The organism is Oceanihabitans sp. IOP_32, from assembly GCF_009498295.1.
Lineage (GTDB): Bacteria > Bacteroidota > Bacteroidia > Flavobacteriales > Flavobacteriaceae > Wocania > Wocania indica.
On record NZ_CP040813.1, the window covers coordinates 3,443,279 to 3,458,520 of the forward strand.

Annotated in this window: 11 protein-coding genes; 3 read left to right on the top strand and 8 right to left on the bottom strand. The window is 33.5% G+C overall.

Annotated elements, in window-relative coordinates:
- Window positions 1-28 precede the first annotated feature (28 nt).
- Window positions 29-2,485: an outer membrane beta-barrel family protein gene (locus FEZ18_RS14430; protein WP_153268976.1), complete on the top strand. Its 2,457-nt coding sequence runs from the start codon at window positions 29-31 to the stop codon at window positions 2,483-2,485.
- Between the two features lie 1,046 nt (window positions 2,486-3,531).
- Window positions 3,532-5,535 carry an excinuclease ABC subunit UvrB gene (uvrB, locus tag FEZ18_RS14435; RefSeq protein WP_153268977.1) on the top strand — a complete coding sequence of 668 codons (2,004 nt, stop codon included), beginning with the start codon at window positions 3,532-3,534 and terminating at the stop codon, window positions 5,533-5,535.
- Between the two features lie 226 nt (window positions 5,536-5,761).
- Here uvrB and FEZ18_RS14440 read toward each other — a convergent pair whose 3' ends face one another.
- Entirely contained in the window at window positions 5,762-6,175 is a 414-nt protein-coding gene (locus FEZ18_RS14440; RefSeq protein WP_153268978.1) for a TerB family tellurite resistance protein, read from the bottom strand.
- A 327-nt stretch (window positions 6,176-6,502) separates the two neighbouring features.
- On the opposite strand from FEZ18_RS14440, the gene FEZ18_RS14445 reads away from it, so the two are divergent.
- Window positions 6,503-6,763: a DUF1456 family protein gene (locus tag FEZ18_RS14445; protein WP_153268979.1), complete on the top strand. Its 261-nt coding sequence runs from the start codon at window positions 6,503-6,505 to the stop codon at window positions 6,761-6,763.
- A gap of 369 nt (window positions 6,764-7,132) precedes the next feature.
- Here FEZ18_RS14445 and FEZ18_RS14450 read toward each other — a convergent pair whose 3' ends face one another.
- The 7 genes from FEZ18_RS14450 to FEZ18_RS14480 all read right to left on the bottom strand — a co-directional run bounded on the left by FEZ18_RS14450 (window position 7,133) and on the right by FEZ18_RS14480 (window position 15,005).
- Window positions 7,133-8,488 carry a transposase gene (locus FEZ18_RS14450; protein WP_153266853.1) on the bottom strand — a complete coding sequence of 452 codons (1,356 nt, stop codon included), beginning with the start codon at window positions 8,486-8,488 and terminating at the stop codon, window positions 7,133-7,135.
- A gap of 194 nt (window positions 8,489-8,682) precedes the next feature.
- Window positions 8,683-9,873: an ADP-forming succinate--CoA ligase subunit beta gene (gene sucC, locus FEZ18_RS14455; RefSeq protein ID WP_153268980.1), complete on the bottom strand. Its 1,191-nt coding sequence runs from the start codon at window positions 9,871-9,873 to the stop codon at window positions 8,683-8,685.
- A gap of 219 nt (window positions 9,874-10,092) precedes the next feature.
- A complete protein-coding gene (locus tag FEZ18_RS14460; RefSeq protein ID WP_153268981.1) occupies window positions 10,093-10,797 on the bottom strand; it encodes a response regulator transcription factor in 705 nt (234 codons plus the stop codon).
- Between the two features lie 2 nt (window positions 10,798-10,799).
- Entirely contained in the window at window positions 10,800-12,365 is a 1,566-nt protein-coding gene (locus FEZ18_RS14465; protein WP_194269490.1) for a sensor histidine kinase, read from the bottom strand.
- 86 nt (window positions 12,366-12,451) lie between these two features.
- Window positions 12,452-13,039, bottom strand: coding sequence for a dephospho-CoA kinase (gene coaE, locus FEZ18_RS14470; RefSeq protein ID WP_153268982.1), 588 nt, complete (start codon window positions 13,037-13,039; stop codon window positions 12,452-12,454).
- Window positions 13,036-14,001 (bottom strand): CdaR family protein, encoded by a 966-nt coding sequence (locus FEZ18_RS14475; protein ID WP_153268983.1) that lies wholly within the window; start codon window positions 13,999-14,001, stop codon window positions 13,036-13,038. The genes coaE and FEZ18_RS14475 overlap by 4 nt, the downstream gene beginning before the upstream one ends.
- Window positions 13,998-15,005 carry a glycosyltransferase gene (locus FEZ18_RS14480; RefSeq protein WP_153268984.1) on the bottom strand — a complete coding sequence of 336 codons (1,008 nt, stop codon included), beginning with the start codon at window positions 15,003-15,005 and terminating at the stop codon, window positions 13,998-14,000. Before FEZ18_RS14480 ends, FEZ18_RS14475 begins: the two co-directional genes overlap by 4 nt.
- Between the last annotated feature and the right edge of the window lie 237 nt (window positions 15,006-15,242).

A 15,242-nucleotide genomic window follows, 5' to 3' on the forward strand; every position in this document is an offset into this window, starting at 1 on the left:
TTTGTAATCTAACCGTAAAAACCCAACCATGATAAAAACCTTTATTGTTTTTTGCCTATCTATTTTAGTTAACGCAAGTCTGTATTCGCAGCCCAAACAAACCGAAATTACAGATGTTTTTAACAACGTTGCTAAAGAAGTTGAAATTTCAGGAAAAGTAATTGATAAAGATACCAAAGAGCCCTTGGTTTATGCCACAGTTGCTTTTTTTAGCAGAGCCGAGAACAAAATTATTACTGGAGGTATTACAGACGACAATGGTAACTTTAATATTAAAGTAAAATCGGGTACCTACGATATATCTATAGAATATATCTCTTTTAAAACACAAACCATTGAAAATAAAAATGTAAGTGCTGATGAAAACCTAGGAACCATCGCCCTAGAACTAGATTTTGCTTCTTTAGGCGAAGTAGAAATTATTGCAGAACGCACCACAGTAGAAATTAAATTAGACAAAAAAATATACAACGTTGGTAAAGACTTAACGGTAAGTGGTGGTAATGTAAGTGATGTTTTAGATAATGTTCCGTCGGTTTCTGTGGATGCCGAGGGAAATGTGGCCTTAAGGGGGAATGACAATGTTCGAATTCTAATTAACGGCAAACCCTCTGGTTTAGTAGGATTAAATTCTACTGAAGCATTAAAACAACTGCCAGCAGAATCTATTGAGCGTGTAGAAGTAATTACTTCACCATCGGCTAGATACGAAGCAGAAGGAACGGCTGGGATTTTAAACATTATTTTACGCCGTAGTAAACTGCTAGGACTTAATGGTGCTATTACTGCAAATGTGGGTAATCCTGATGCTGCGGGTATTTCGGGTAATATAAATTATAGAACTGGTAATGTCAATATTTTTAATACCACGTCTTACCGCTATAGAGAATCTGAAGGCATTTGGAATAACGATGTTAAATACAACGATATTAATACTCCAGATCTTAATGAGCAAAGAAATTGGACCGATATTGGTAAAGGATTTAATACTAATACTGGTTTGGAATGGTACATTAACGATTCGGCTTCATTAACCTCTTCGATAGTTTACAGTGTGAACGACAACGATGATAATTCAACCAATAATCTTATTCAGTTTAATAAAATTACGGGCGTTACAAGTACCAGTGTGAGATTAGATCCAGAAAGAGAGGAAGATAAAACGATTCAATATTCATTAAATTTCACAAAAGACTTTAATGACAGTGGTCACAAATTAACCTTCGACTTTCAGTATGAAGATTCTAAAGAAGACGAATTTTCCTTTATAAATGAAGACGGTATCGATACCGAATTTGTTGCCACTTTAGAAGAGGATACCAAAGTGTTATTACAGTCTGATTACACCCTGCCAGTTGGCGAAATGAGCCAAATAGAAATAGGATTTAGAGGAAATTTTAGCGATCGCTTTACCGATTATGAAGTGGAGTTAGCAGACCCTATTACTGGAGATTTCGTTTTAGACACTAACCTTTCTAACCTTTTTAATTTTAAACAACACATCATGGCGGTGTACACGCAGTTTGGTAGCAAAATTGGAAGTTTTTCCTATTTATTAGGTTTGCGTTTAGAAAACACAAGAACCACATTAGACCAGCCTACCAGCGGTGATTTTAATAAGAAGAATCAAACCGGTTTATTCCCAACAGCTAATTTTAGTTACGAGTTAAGTGATACCGAAAGTATTTCTTTAGGATACAACAGAAGACTAAGAAGGCCTCGAGGTTTTATGCTAAACCCTTTTCCTTCGCGCTCAAGTTTAACGAACGTTTTTCAAGGTAACCCTGATTTAGATCCTGCTTATTCTGATCGATTTGAAATTGGCTATCTAAACAGACTTGGTAAAATCACTTTAAATTCATCTGTTTATTACGGGTATTCTACCGATGTGTTTTCGTTTGTAAGTAGAGATACTGGCGAAACCGTGATTGTAAATAATGAAGTATTTCCAGTTATACAAAGAGGCCCTATTAATTTGGCAACCGATAAGCGTTTAGGGTTCGAACTTAATGTTAATTATAATCCCACACGTAAATGGCGTGTAAATACCGACTTTAACCTCTTTAATTTAAAAAGAGAGGGTGAATTTAATGGTATTGATTTGGGCTCAGATGTGTTAACGTGGACGGCGCGTTTAACAAACAAATTAACACTGCCGCTTGGAATTGATTGGCAAACCAATATGAATTATAGAGGCCCTAGTAGTGATGCCCAAAATGATAGAAAAGCACGCTTTATTACCAATATGGCCTTAAGTAAGGATCTGTTCAATGATCAAGCGTCTCTAGCTTTTAATGTAAGAGATGTGTTTGACACGGGAGTCTTTAAAAATCGGATTACGGCCGATACTTTTATAGCCGATCAAGAAATTCAATTTAGAGGTGGGCGTACTCTTAATTTAGCCTTTACGTATAGATTTAATCAGCAAAAACAACGTGAGCGTAACCGCAGTTTTAATGGCGACGGCGGGGATATGGAAATGTAATTTTCTTAAAAATATAAGTTATACCAATTTAGTTTTGAAATGTCGTATTATTAATTTGAATTATTTTTTGTTCAGATGAGATAGAAAATCAAAGCATAGCCTAAGTTATGGTTTTATTTTATACCGAAATATGGACGAAAAAGAAACGAATTATATGCGGCATGACATGACTAATTTGGTATTATAAAACCGCAATGAAGTATTCGAATTTAGTTGCGGTTTTTTCTTTAATCTGAAAAATACATCATTCTAAAGATGTAGTGGACTCTTGAAAATTATTAGGGCACAGATTTTAAACTTTGGTTATTTTTTTTACACGAATTTTCACGAATTAAAACCATACGGTTTATCTTGTCGAAGTGAAGCAGGATGGAGAGATTCCATAATCTTGTAAACCCATCTAGAAATGAAGCTATTACACAGAGTTTCACGGAGATTACGCAGAGGTTCACAGAGGATTTTAAATTATTTTAATCTAGGTTTTATACTTTGTGTCTTTGCTTCTTTGCGCGCTTTGTTTACACGAATTTTCACGAATTGTACTCCTGCGGTTTATCTTATCGAAATGAAGCTATTACACAGAGTTTCACAGAGAATACGCAGAGGTTCACAGAGGACTTTAAATTATTTTAATCTAGGTTTTATACTTTGCGTCTTTGTTTACACGAATTTCACGAATTTTCACGAATTGTACTCCTGCGATTTATCTTATCGAAATGAAGCTATTACACAGAGTTTCACGGAGATTACGCAGAGGTTCACAGAGGATTTTAAATTATTTTAATCTAGGTTTTATACTTTGCGTCTTTGTTTACACGAATTTCACGAATTTTCACGAGTTAAAACCATACGATTTATCTTATCGAAATGAAGTACGATGGAGAGATTCCAAATAAGACGATTAATATAAGTAACTTTTATGTGCGTTTACAAACACAAAAAAACGAGTTACAGACATAATACGCAATTCTCAAGAAGTTTTTTTACCAAAAAAAGAAAATCAATCACATTTTGCTTCAGTTAGCTAATTGCGTTAAATTTGTACTATGCGATTTAAAATTAATTCAGAATTCAAGCCTACTGGCGATCAACCAAAAGCTATCAAACAATTAGTTGATGGGATTAACACCCAAGAGAAATACCAAACTCTTCTGGGTGTAACAGGCTCTGGGAAAACCTTTACAGTGGCCAATACTATTGAGAGAGTTCAACGTCCCACTTTAGTTTTAGCACATAACAAAACCCTAGCAGCCCAACTGTACTCGGAGTTTAAGCAATTTTTTCCCGATAATGCTGTGGAGTATTTTGTGTCGTATTACGATTATTATCAACCCGAAGCCTATATACCCGTAACTGGGGTTTACATAGAGAAAGATTTATCTATTAACGAGGAGATTGAGAAGATGAGACTTAGTACGACGTCTTCCCTACTCTCTGGGAGAAGAGATGTAATTGTTGTGGCCTCGGTATCTTGCTTATATGGTATTGGTAACCCAGTTGAGTTTCAAAAAAATGTAATTACCCTAAAACGGGATCAAATAATTTCTAGAACAAAACTTTTACAACAATTGGTTCAGAGTTTGTATTCGCGCACAGAAGCAGAATTTAAACATGGTAACTTTAGAATTAAAGGCGATACAGTTGATATTTTCCCGAGTTATGCCGATGATGCCTTTAGAATTCATTTCTTTGGAGATGAAATTGAAGACATCGAGTCCTTTAACATTCAAACTAACGAAGTTATTGAGAAATACGACATTCTTACTATTTATCCTGCCAACATGTTTGTAACCTCGCCCGAAGTATTACAAGGTGCAATTAAAAACATACAGGATGATTTAGTAAAACAATACGATTATTTTAAAGAAATAGGAAAACATTTAGAAGCCAAACGTTTAAAAGAACGTACCGAATTCGATTTAGAAATGATTCGTGAATTAGGCTATTGTTCTGGAATCGAAAACTATTCGCGGTATTTAGACGGTAGACAACCTGGAACCAGACCATTTTGTTTATTAGACTATTTTCCAGACGATTATTTAATGGTGGTAGATGAGAGTCATGTCACCATTTCTCAAGTACATGCCATGTATGGTGGCGATAGAAGTAGAAAAGAGAACCTTGTAGAGTATGGCTTTCGATTACCTGCTGCTATGGATAACCGTCCTTTAAAATTTGAAGAATTTGAAGCTTTACAAAATCAAGTAATTTATGTAAGTGCTACACCTGCCGATTACGAACTAGAGAAAACCGATGGTGTTTATGTCGAGCAAGTTATTCGCCCTACAGGATTATTAGATCCTATTATTGAAGTGCGACCAAGTCTAAACCAAATTGATGATTTAATTGAGGAGATCCAACTTCGCGTTGAAAAAGACGAACGCACCTTAGTAACCACACTTACGAAACGTATGGCAGAAGAACTGACTAAATACTTAGATCGGATTCAAATACGTTGTCGTTACATCCATAGCGACGTGGATACTTTAGAACGAGTTGAAATCATGCAAGATTTACGTAAAGGACTGTTTGATGTTTTAGTTGGTGTAAACTTGCTTCGTGAAGGTTTAGATTTACCCGAAGTATCGCTTGTTGCTATTTTAGATGCCGATAAAGAAGGATTTTTACGTTCTGCCCGATCGCTTACCCAAACCGTTGGAAGAGCAGCAAGACACCTAGACGGAAAAGCTATTATGTACGCCGATAAAATTACTAAAAGCATGCAAAAAACAATAGATGAAACCGAGTACCGTCGAGAAAAACAAATAGCCTATAATACCAAGCATAATTTAGTGCCAAAAGCATTAAACAAAAGTTTAGACAACGTTTTAACAAAAAATTCGGTAAGCACCTACAGCTATGAATTAGAAGCCGCTAAAGCTGCCGAACCAGAAAGTGCGTATTTAACCAAACCCGAACTTGAAAAGAAAATTCGCGAGACACGTAAAAGCATGGAAGAAGCTGCTAAAGCTCTCGATTTTATTGTAGCCGCCAAATTGAGAGACGACATAACAAAATATCAGAGCAAATTAGAAGCCCTTAAGGTTTGAAAATTCAATTAATACCAATTTAATTTTTAAATGCCGTATTATTAATTTGAATTATTTTTTGTTCAGTTGAGATAGAAATCGCAGATTCACGAACTCTTTTTTTTACTATGATAGAAGCGTGAGCTAAAATCAAAGCACAACCAAAGTGATGGTTATAGATTATACCGAAATATGGGCGACATGACCTGCTTAATTTGGTATAACACATAAAACCAGAGATAGCCGTTTAATTACACTGCACTTTAAAAATGTTTATCAATACATCTGGTGGAATAATTTTATTGGGATTTCGGTTTATAAAAGACAACACATTGCTTATAGACTCTGGACTCAAGCCCATGCGAAGCCCCGAATTGTAAAGTTTTGCGATGCTTTTATACGTGTTCCCAAACCCGTGCTTTTTTTTAATATTCATTAGTAAAATTAATCTATGAAATTGAACTATACGTTCACTAAATGATTTTAAATGCCTGTAACTTACAGGATTTTCGATTAAACAATCAAAAGCATCACGGGACACACCTAGCTGCTTTGCAACAGCTATTAAAAAATTATATTCTATATCTCTTATGTCTTTATTATATTTTGCAAAAGCAATCATTTCAGACAAAAGACTCAGTTTTTGTAATTTATTTACCATATATTCAACGTTTTAGAGTTAATACTTAAAGATACGAAAAAGCGTATTTTATTAATCGGAGATATTGTGTAGATCGTCGAAAAAAAGACTGTTTTTAATCGAATACTTTACTCGTTTTGTCTATTTTATGGTTTTTTAAACTCTTTAAGATCATGAATTTATCTAAAATAGATTTACAAAACAAATGATGAGACCTAAGGGTTTGTTAATTATTTTTCCTGTTAGAAATAATAATTAAAGTATCTTTAACGACAATTAAAATAATTTCAAAGCGATGATGCGCTTACAAATCGAAAAGATTAAAAAACAATAGAAATTAAATTCCTTATGACAAACAACGATATTTTAAAAAAACTACGTGTAGCCCTAAAGTTAAGAGACGACGATATTGTAAAAATTTTAAGTTTAGTAGATTTTAGAATATCTAAGAGCGAACTCGGCGCTTTTTTTAGAAAGGAGGATCATCCAAAATATATGGAATGTGGCGATCAAATTCTACGAAATTTTTTAAACGGTTTAGTCATACACTTACGAGGTCCCATGCCAAAAAAAGGCGAAAATAAAACACAAAAAAAAAGCAACGAATAATAATTTTCTTGAAACTCACGATTCCCTAGTCAAACCATAGGAGTAGCTGCTCGCTGGCAGGCTGGTTTCGTCAATTTTATTTTGTGTGAAGAGACCAAAAACTGTGATTTTATACTTTGCCGTAGTCGAAACTGCCAGAAAAGGTAATTGGAACCTTTACAAAGGAGCTGTAAAAAGGAAATCCCCGAGGCTGAGCCGTCGGGGAAGGCACATTCAGAATTTAACCCATGATGAATGTTATCGATAAAAAAAATCCAAGATTTAATTCATTTTTAAGTTTTGGGTTTTCTTTTTTAAGTTTTTGGGTCAAAAATCATATTTTTATTACCGACAAGGCATACTTATCCCATGATGTTTTAACTCTTAAATTTATGCGGCCATCTGGTTTAGATTATTTTGTATTCTCCTACCTATTTCCAGAGCATTGGCGGTATGTATACCAAAGAAGATCCATAGTTTTTCAGTAGCTTTCGTCTTGGCTTTTATTTTTTTGAGATGATAGTGCTCTTTTTCATTTCCAAAACTACCTTCTAGCCTAGTAGCTCGCTCTTTAGCAATTAATGCTTTGAGTTTTTTTTCTTGCTGATAGTTTTTAGGAAGCTTGCCTTTACGCTTGAAGTCCGTCTTGATATTGTTCTTGGTAACAAATTTGCGGTTCATATTGGTGGCATAAATAGCATCGGCTCCTACTATTTTTGTTTTTATTTTTGTAAGCGATTGTGCTTTGTAAATGGTTTTCTTTAATCTTGTACCTTCATTAAAAGCATTGAAATTTAAATGCTCTATAAAGCTGATACCGTCTATTTGCAGCTTGTTTACTTTGGCTCCGAACTCAACAGATTTTACTTCTTTTCCTCTCACTATTGGTCTAAGGTAACTTTTCGCAATACTTACTATTCTGTTTTTTGGTGATACGCCTGTTTCAAAGTATTGCTGTTGCTGCGCATATACTTTTTTGATAGTAGCGACTCTTCTAAAATAAGCTACACGACATTCAAGTTTATAAGAAGTGCGAAGCTCTTTTTCAAAGCCTATAAGCTTATTTAATAGGTGTAATAACGCCCTGGTAAGTGGCTTTCTTTTCTTGTTGGTTTTTCTGCGCATTTTACTAAATCCAAAATAGCGCTTTTTCCATTTTATATACTTGGTGCGCATCATTTTTAAACCTAAAACCTTACAGATTTTTTTTAGCTGCCTATACAACCAATCTACAGCTTCCCATAGGAGCTTTTGAGGCGTGGGATAACGGAGCTCGCTCTCATAGCAGGTGGCATCAACTGTGATTTGATTTTTATTTTCTATATGGGGTCGCCAATGTTTATAAAGTGACTTTTCTAATGCGTCAATCTTGAGTTTTTCTGCCAGTTCACAGCGTATTTGACTAACTATTTTAAAATTCGTAATCCTAGAAAACCCTAAATGAATATCACAAAAAAATTGGTAATCAATATTACTATTGAGCTGTTCTATCAGCTTCCTATCAGAACTGCATGTGTAATGCTTTAAAAACATCAGTGCGATTCTTCCCTTGGGGCTAAAGATCATTTTTGAACCAAATGCTTTTTCTTTAATCTGAAAAGCTTCGACTAAAGATTTCCAGGGAATAGCTAAGTAAATCTTCCCTAGGTCACTCTTTAAAAAACGGGTATAAAACGCATCAAAATTTTCAGTAGCAGATAAAAATGAAAATTCGTGCTGTAATTCACTAATTCTTTGTATTTTCATGATTGTAGATAAAAGAAAACCCCGTTTTTGGCTCTTAATGGCCTTTTTCGGGGTTTTTATTTACTTCAATTTACGAAAAAAATATCGGTTTTACTAAGGTTTTAACGTTTTATGAATGCGCCGGGGAATTATTTAAATTAAAGTTATTCTTTTACTTTATATAAATTACCAAAAATAAATTTAGATAAATGGTATTAAGCGAGTACCTCTTGAACTTTATCTGCGGCTTCTTTAAATTCTGTTGCACTTAAAACATCTAAGCCCGAATTATCTATTAAGGTTTTAGCGATATCTGCATTAGTGCCCTGTAATCGCACAATAATCGGAACATTGATATCGCCTATGTTTTTATAGGCATCTATAATTCCTTGGGCAACACGATCGCAACGTACAATACCTCCAAAAATATTAACTAATATGGCCTTAACTTCAGGATCCTTTAAAATAATTTTAAAAGCGGCTTCAACACGTGCAGCATCAGCAGTGCCGCCAACATCTAAGAAGTTTGCTGGTTCACCACCAGCCTGTTTAATTAAATCCATAGTCGCCATAGCGAGACCTGCACCATTTACCATACAGCCCACATTACCATCTAAATCGACATAATTTAAACCTAGTGCTCCAGCTTCAACCTCAATAGGATTTTCTTCACGTAAATCACGCAAAGCTGCGTAGTCTTTATGTCTGTATAACGCATTATCGTCTATGGTAACTTTAGCATCAACAGCCATTATTTTATTGTCACTAGTTTTTAAAACAGGATTTATTTCAAACAGCGACGAATCGGATTTCACATAAGCGGTATAAAGGCTAGTAACAAATTTTGTCATTTCTTTAAACGCCATACCTGACAAGCCTAAATTAAACGCTATACGCCGTGCTTGAAAAGGCATTAATCCTATAGATGGATCTATTTCTTCTGTAAATATTAAATGCGGGGTTTCCTCAGCCACAGTTTCAATATCCATGCCCCCTTCGGTAGAGTACATAATCATATTTCTACCAGTTGAACGGTTTAGTAATACCGACACATAAAACTCGCTGGTTTCCGATTCTCCAGGATAATAAACATCTTCGGCTACTAAAACTTGATGTACACGCTTACCTTCGGCCGAGGTTTGTGGTGTTATTAAATCCATTCCAATTATTTGATTGGCGATGGTTTCAACCTCTTCTATACTTTTAGCAATCTTAACACCGCCGCCTTTACCACGTCCGCCCGCATGAATTTGAGCCTTAATAACATGCCAGCCTGTTCCTGTTTCTTCTGTTAATTTTTTCGCGGCGGCAACAGCCTCTTGAGCATTTTGAGCAACGATACCGCGCTGTATACGCACTCCAAAACTGTTTAAAATTTCTTTACCTTGGTACTCGTGTAAATTCATAACGTGTTTAATGGTTTAAGTTATTTAAATACAAATAATAACTAGTATTTGCGCTAGTCTTCTTATTTGATAGAACGTGTAAAATTCCCTGTTTAAAGCCTAAAAAAAGACAGCAAATCGATAAAAATGTTTATGTAATTAAACAAATGATTACTGGGTGTTTTATAGCAACTAAGATATTAAAAATTATGAATTTCTCATTCAGAAAATCGCTTTAATTTAGGAGTTAACTACCAGTCTAAACCCTTCACCATGAATATTAAGGATTTCCACCTTATCATCAAGTTTTAGGTACTTGCGTAATTTAGCTATATAAACATCCATACTTCGGGAGGTAAAATAGTTATCATCTCTCCAAATTTTAGTAAGAGCCAATTCGCGAGGCATCAAATCGTTTTCATGCAAGGCCAATAGACGTAGTAATTCGTTTTCTTTAGGCGATAATTTAATTGGTTCGCCACCCTTATGTTTTAAAAAACGCAACTTAGAGTTCAATTCAAAATTTCCTATTTTAAATTCAAACTGTTTACTATCGGAAATCGTTTCCGTGGCTTTACGTTGCATTATGGCCTTAATTTTCATTAAGAGTACTTCGCTGTCAAAAGGCTTGTTTAAATAATCGTCGGCTCCAACTTTATACCCTTTTAAAACATCTTCTTTCATGGCTTTTGCCGTTAAAAAAACAATGGGGATATCGGTATTTTTTTCGCGTATTTCTTTTGCCAAAGTAAAACCGTCTTTATAAGGCATCATAACGTCTAAAATACAGAGATCGAAATCGTCTTTTTTAAACTTTTCAAAGCCTTCCATACCGTTTTTAGCATGAACAACATCATAATCATTCATCATTAAATAATCTTTAAGCACTGTTCCAAAATTTGGATCGTCCTCTACTAATAAAATTTTCTTTTTTTGCTCTTCCATAGTTATGTTATTATTGGAAGCTTTATTATAAACATGCTTCCTTTTCCTTTTTCACTTTCTACTGTTACATGGCCTTGATGGTCTTCTACAATTCGTTTTACATAAGAGAGACCTAGTCCGTGCCCTTTTACATTATGTATATTCCCTGTATGTTCTCTATAAAACTTTTCGAACACGCGTTTTAGGGCTGCTTTACTCATTCCGCTTCCATAATCTTTTATTTTTATAAAAATATTAGTTCCTATATTTTCTGTGAAAATCTCAATTTTTAATTCATTTGGCGAATATTTTATAGCATTGTCTAAAATATTAACCAGAACATTTGTAAAGTGCATTTCGCTCGCTAAAACAGTAGATTTCTCGGCATTAAAATGGGTTTTAATCGTACCATTACTGTTTTCGACTAAAAGCCTTACATGCGCAATGGCATGTTCTATGATGTCGTGCACTTCTACCCTATCTTTACTTATATTGAGTTCGTTTTTTTCGAGTTTAGATATTCTTAACACGTTTTCTACTTGTGCATGCATGCGCCTATTTTCATCTTTAATCATGTTAAGATAACGAATAACTTTTTCTTTATCATCTATAATTTTAGGATTTTTAATGGCATCTAAAGCTAAATTGATTGTAGCTATTGGTGTTTTAAATTCATGTGTCATGTTATTAATAAAATCCGTTTTAATTTCTGCAATTTTACGTTGTTTTACTAATTGATACAGCGCACTAGAATAGGCCAAAACAATAATAGAAGTAAAAATTACTGAAAGAAAAATCATGCCCTTAATAGACGCAAAAATAAATTTTCTATCATCTGGAAAGTTTACCAGTAACTTATAATTACTTCTGCGATTTTCATCATAAAAAATAAAAACACTAAAAGGAGATGCTTCATCCATTTCAAATCCATCACTATATATTTTTGTAGCTAAACCATTACTGTAAATAGCAAACTCGTAATCGATATCAATATTTTTTGCTTGCAGTTCCTCTGCTAGTAGTGCATTAATTTCACTTGTGGAAACCCTTTTGTGTACTGGAATAGTTTTCCTGTAAGCTTTAAAGTTTTTTTCGAAATAATTCTTTTCAGCTTCTTTTAAACGCCCACTATTTACAATATTTAAAATGGGGCTTTTAGATATTTCTTTTTCAGAAAACTCGTTATACACTTCAATCCTTGAACTTCCAATAATATTCTTTATGTTAATACTATCTAAACCAATGTCAAAGAGCGATGAGGATAATTTATAATTCTCCTCCAATACACCGCTACTATAAATAAGCGTTTCTTTTGTATTATTATTTTGCTGGTATATAAATAACTGCGACACTGCTGCCGAATCACTCCTAGTTTCTAAATCTAAATTTTGATACTTTTCAAAATACGAGTCTAACTCATTCTTTTCAATTTTATTTGATACCGCATACAACGCGTTGGTGACGCTAGAATTAAAACGTTTCTTCTCGTTATCTACAGAATCGTTTATATAAAATGATTGTACAAATATGATACCAATAAGCGATAAACTCATTAAAAGTATCAAGACCGTAAATATTCTTTTACTCATTAATCAAATTTAACATTTTAACATTTAGTCCCGCTCTCATTTAACCTTACATTAACAATTATGTTAAAAATATCGTTTTTTTTACTTTAAATGCAATTTTTTAAGAGTTCCTCATGCACTTTAAACACTTGTTTTTTGGTGTTTTCTAAGTCAATATTTTCAATTACAAAATCTGAGCGTTCGATTTTCGCTTTATCACTCCATTGGTTTTTAATTATGGCATCAATTTTATCTCTTGTAGTTTGATCCCGTTTTAGTAAACGCTCATATCTTAACTCTAGTGGCGCTGTAACTGTAATCACATAATCGCAAGCTTTATGCCCGTCATTTTCAAATAAGATCGCAACTTCTTTAATAATATACGGTGCATCTTGTGTTGTTAGCCATGTTTTAAAGTGATTGGCCACCTCAGGATGGACAATGGCGTTCATTTTCTCTAAATAACTGGGCTCATTAAAAATAATATTAGCGATAAATGGTTTGTTTAACACATTATTAGTATATGCTTTATCTCCAAAAAGCTCGATAAGTTTCTGTTTAATAATCTCAGAATTACGCATCAATTTCTTAGCTTCTTCATCGGCAATATAAACAGGTATACCCAAAGCCATAAATTCTTGTGCTACCGTAGTTTTACCACTACCGATACCTCCAGTGAGTCCAACTATTTTCATTCTACAATAATAAATTCAATGTGTTGCTGATTAATTTTTACATGTTTTACCGTTGATGGAGATTTTGATATTTCTGGTAATAAATAAGACTGATTACTCGCAATTTTACTAAAATCGCATACCACCTGAAAATCTTTTGCTTCAACAGTTTTAAAATTATTCAAACTCGTATAATAAGTAACATCTACCGTTTTTGGAAAATACTTAATAGTTCGATTATTAGGAATATTGATTACGGTTACTGGAACTTTTACACGACCTTCTGTAAATTTCTCAACTTTTGCTGATAGGTTTACCGTTTGATTTAAAAATTTTAAGTTTGTATTATTCTCTGGTAATTTTAACTGTACAATTTTCTCAATATCAGTTTTCACATCGAGCATTTTTAAAGGCTCGGTTTTAATATTTTTAATTTGCGACACTAAAATATTGGGACCAATGACTTCAATAGAATCTGGTGTTATTGTAAATGGTTCACTAACATCATAACCTGAACTAAACTGAATATCTGCATTTAAAACTACAGGTATTTTTTTTACGGCATTAACATCAAATTTAAAGTCTAATGTATTAGGATAAATATCTAATACCTCCACATCTTCTCCAAACTGCTTCGCTATAAACGAAAAATTTTTAGAGGTATTCCAAACAAAAGACGAGTCATTCTTATCTATTTCCTTTTTAAAATCTATGGTGATTTTAGGTTTTTTTAGGTAAAAAGACAACCATTTAAACCCGTGTGTCTTTAATGTCATATTTAAAACCGTATTAGAATCGTTTATAACAATAATTTCTTCAGGAATATTAATCTTGTCAATATTAAAAGCGACTGTGTTCGTGTGCTCTTTAGATAATTTACTGAAAATTAAAATGACAAACGATAAAATTAAAAAAACAAAGAACACGTTTATTCTTTTACGTTTTAACTTGCCTTTTAACTGTGATTTTAGCTTTATGCTCATGGTGATTTAAAAAATAATTGTGGAAAATGCGATTCTGGCGATTTATTTAAAACCCCAATGGCAAAGGTCGATTTAAAAAACCCATAACCATATCCGAAAAATTGAATTCCTAAAGCAACAAGAGCTAGTAAAGAAATAACGATGCTTTTGGTGTTGAATAAGGCGCTAAAAAACACCATTATAAAATACAAAGCATAGGCAATTATCGCAAATTTAATATTAAAAATAAGAAGTAACAGTGCACATATTAAGCCAAAACAAAATAAGGTTGGAAACCAATATGTTATTTTTTTTGTGGAAGGATGCCAATCATTTAAAATGGGGCGTACCATTCCAAATTTATAGACTTGCTGATAAAATTTACGCCATGAAATCCTGCGTTTATGATACACAAAAGCTTCTGGTATAAGTTTGGTTGTAAATCCCAAATCCCACAATCGGATGGATAAATCTGGATCTTCCCCTGGGTGAATACGACCAAAACCCTTAGAAGCTAAAAAGGCTTCTTTAGAAATGCCCATATTGAAACTTCTTGGCTGAAACTTGTTTATACTTTTTTTGCCCCCTCTAATACCTCCAGTGCTAATAAAAGACGTCATTACAAAATTAATAGCCTTTTGAAGATTTGTGAAAGATTCGTGAGCGGCATCTGGACCACCAAAACAATCGACGTAGTCTAATTTTAAACTTTGTTCTACGGCATTTAAATAATTTTCGGGCAAAATACAATCGGAGTCTAAAATAATAAAATAATTACCTTTGGCCTTTTGCATACCGTAATTTCGGGAATCTCCTGGCCCTGAATTCGATTTAAAATAATAAGAAATATTAAGCTTGTTTTTAAAGCTATCAACCACTTTTTTAGAAGGTATTGTAGAACCATCTTCAACAATGACTATTTCGTAATCACTACTGGTATTTAATTGAATAAAGCTTTGTAAAAGTTCTTCAATTTCGTCTGGACGATTATAAACCGGAATAATAAATGAAAATTCAAACTGCATACAACAAAGGTAACTAATAGTGCCATAATAATTAGTAATCTTGGTCTTGCTTTTGGACCATGACTATTTTTGTCGAGTAAACTAGAGCGAGACCGTACTGTTTAAAACGACGAAAACTTTATTAATAAACCCAATAATACAACAGCTTTAAAGCAAGCACTATATTTTATTGTTTTTCGAAAAAATAGTGGTTATACAAGTCTTCTATCTTCGTGAAAAATAGTTTTAAGACACAAA

Bases quoted from the DNA above. Each gene is read 5' to 3' on its own strand.
- FEZ18_RS14465 (WP_194269490.1), bottom strand. From the start codon at position 12,365: ATGAGTAAAAGAATATTTACGGTCTTGATACTTTTAATGAGTTTATCG.
- uvrB (WP_153268977.1), top strand. From the start codon at position 3,532: ATGCGATTTAAAATTAATTCAGAATTCAAGCCTACTGGCGATCAACCA.
- FEZ18_RS14430 (WP_153268976.1), top strand. From the start codon at position 29: ATGATAAAAACCTTTATTGTTTTTTGCCTATCTATTTTAGTTAACGCA.
- FEZ18_RS14480 (WP_153268984.1), bottom strand. From the start codon at position 15,005: ATGCAGTTTGAATTTTCATTTATTATTCCGGTTTATAATCGTCCAGAC.
- FEZ18_RS14460 (WP_153268981.1), bottom strand. From the start codon at position 10,797: ATGGAAGAGCAAAAAAAGAAAATTTTATTAGTAGAGGACGATCCAAAT.
- FEZ18_RS14440 (WP_153268978.1), bottom strand. From the start codon at position 6,175: ATGGTAAATAAATTACAAAAACTGAGTCTTTTGTCTGAAATGATTGCT.
- coaE (WP_153268982.1), bottom strand. From the start codon at position 13,039: ATGAAAATAGTTGGACTCACTGGAGGTATCGGTAGTGGTAAAACTACG.
- FEZ18_RS14475 (WP_153268983.1), bottom strand. From the start codon at position 14,001: ATGAGCATAAAGCTAAAATCACAGTTAAAAGGCAAGTTAAAACGTAAA.
- sucC (WP_153268980.1), bottom strand. From the start codon at position 9,873: ATGAATTTACACGAGTACCAAGGTAAAGAAATTTTAAACAGTTTTGGA.
- FEZ18_RS14445 (WP_153268979.1), top strand. From the start codon at position 6,503: ATGACAAACAACGATATTTTAAAAAAACTACGTGTAGCCCTAAAGTTA.
- FEZ18_RS14450 (WP_153266853.1), bottom strand. From the start codon at position 8,488: ATGAAAATACAAAGAATTAGTGAATTACAGCACGAATTTTCATTTTTA.